We start from the raw sequence: 2,010 nt of genomic DNA, 5'->3' as shown, positions 1-2,010 counted from the left end.
ACTACGCCGCTTACAACGTTGCATACTTTTCACTCCGTCGTCTGAATCATTCGAATTTTCGCTGTCAAGAGTCCCAGGCTGTGGATCAACCCTGAACACAACGACGATTTCATCCTTGTGGATTTCGATGCGCTTGACCAGACCCAATACGATCCTGCGCTTCGTCTCAAGATCAATCGTGTCCAGTCTTTCGGTAACGGCGCCTGCAAATTCCTCGAGCCGATTAATGACTAGAAACAGCTCGCTTTGCACCGCGCCTTGCTGTCTGGACTCAAGGATCTGCTGCTCAATCTGCTCCAGCCGATTCTTCAACTGCTGCATCTTTGGGTCGAAGTCGGACTTATCGAGGATACCGTCCGCATAGCTGTCGATCAGCCGGGACTTGCCCTTTTCTAGCTGCAGCCGCTGCTTTTCTAAGTTGCTCGTGTCGAAGGCACTCTTCTCGTTGCGCTCCATCATATCCAGTCGACGCTCATATTCGCTCTTCAATCGTTCTGGATGCTTGAGCAATTCCACAACCTGCTGCCATACCAGCTCATCGAGCCTGTCTGTTCGTACCTGCAGATTGTCACAGATGCGGTGGCCGCCGAAACGGTAGGCATCGGTCCCAACACAGCGGTAATAAGCGTAGTCCCGCTGATGCCCCTTAGCCGCAGCCTTGCTCACCTTCTTTGCGTAATAGGCGTAATGGCACTGGCCGCATACCGTCAACCCTTGCAGCAGGCGTAGCGGTGCACTCTCGCGCCTCTGGCGCGCCAGCTTGCGGTTCTCGGCAAGCTGTTCCTGAGCCGCCTGGAACAGCGCCTCGCTGACGATGGCCGGTACTGGGATCTCGATCCAGTCCTGCGGTTCGGTGCGTGTTGTCGAGTACGGCTTTCTGGGCACGTCGGCACTGTGGCGCTGTGCACGCACGCGGACCTGCAGGTGATCGCGCGACTGCGTCTTGCCGAACGCGGCTCGCCCCATGTAGGCAGGATTGCGCAAGATGCCCCACACCACACTGCGGTCCCAGTACGGCTTGCCCGATGCCGTCACGGTACCCGACTCAGCAAGGCGGCGTACCACGTCCCCTATGCTCAGGCGGTCCATCCCCACCCACTGGAAAATCGCCCGGACTGTTGCAGCCTGGGGCAACTCGATAACGTACCGGGCCGGCGTTCCGTCGAGTTGCCGGCGAATGTAGCGGTAGCCGTAGGGCGCCCCGGACAGGACATTGACACTGCCGCGTTTTGCGCCGTGAAGCTTGCCACGACGGTGACGCTCGGCGATCTTCGCCCGTTCGTATTCCGCGATCATGCCCTGCATCTGCAATAACAGCGACTCTTCTGGCGTCGTACCGATCGCGTGATTGAGGAACACCACCTGGACACCGCAGGCCGAGAACTCTTCCATCAGCAGCGCCTGGTGCGCATATTTGCGCGCCAGCCGGTCCGGTGACAGGATGTACAGCTGATCGATCGCACCGAGCGCGGCACAGTCCCTGAGTCGCTCCAACTGTGGCCTGATCAGCGTCGCACCGCTCACCCCGGCGTCAACGAAACACATGTCGTCGACGATCTGCGCGCCGTCAGCTGAAATACGCTCCTTCAGTGCAGCGATCTGGCATTCAATGGTGCCGCGTTTGTTTTGCTGTTCGGAGGATACCCGCGCGTAGAGCGCAACCATCGCAGCTTTGCTCATCGTCTACCTCGCTTGATGGTCGCTTGCCTGGGCTCCGCAGGCCGCGTAGCGGACGGCTGTGCCGTCGCGCGTGCTTCGATCGGATTGATCTGCTCGTAGGCCTTTTGCAACTGTTCTTGGGCATAGCGGTTCGGCTCGAAGGCCAGACGCACGCTCCACTTCTTACGTCTTCGGGTCATCGCTGCACCTGCCTGTCAGCGGGAGCGACCGTCTCAAGGACAAGGTCCACATTGACGTCAGCACAGCTTCTGGACCAGGGCGCCAGACACTCCCTCGAAATGCGCAGGCCCAATCTTACCCGGCAGTTTGCTCTATTGTTGGCGGCGACCT

Annotated in this window: 1 protein-coding gene; it reads right to left on the bottom strand. The window is 59.2% G+C overall.

Translation table 11 applies throughout. The annotated features are described in order from the left end of the window. On the bottom strand, positions 1-1,680 hold a 1,680-nt coding region (locus tag J8I82_RS37545), incomplete at its 3' end, for a recombinase family protein (RefSeq protein ID WP_209765655.1). Between the last annotated feature and the right edge of the window lie 330 nt (positions 1,681-2,010).

This window comes from Cupriavidus consociatus, assembly GCF_017814975.1.
GTDB classification, from domain to species: Bacteria; Pseudomonadota; Gammaproteobacteria; order Burkholderiales; family Burkholderiaceae; genus Cupriavidus; species Cupriavidus consociatus.
Note: the sequence above shows the minus strand (reverse complement) of the source record. Positions and strands in the feature narration are given on the sequence as shown.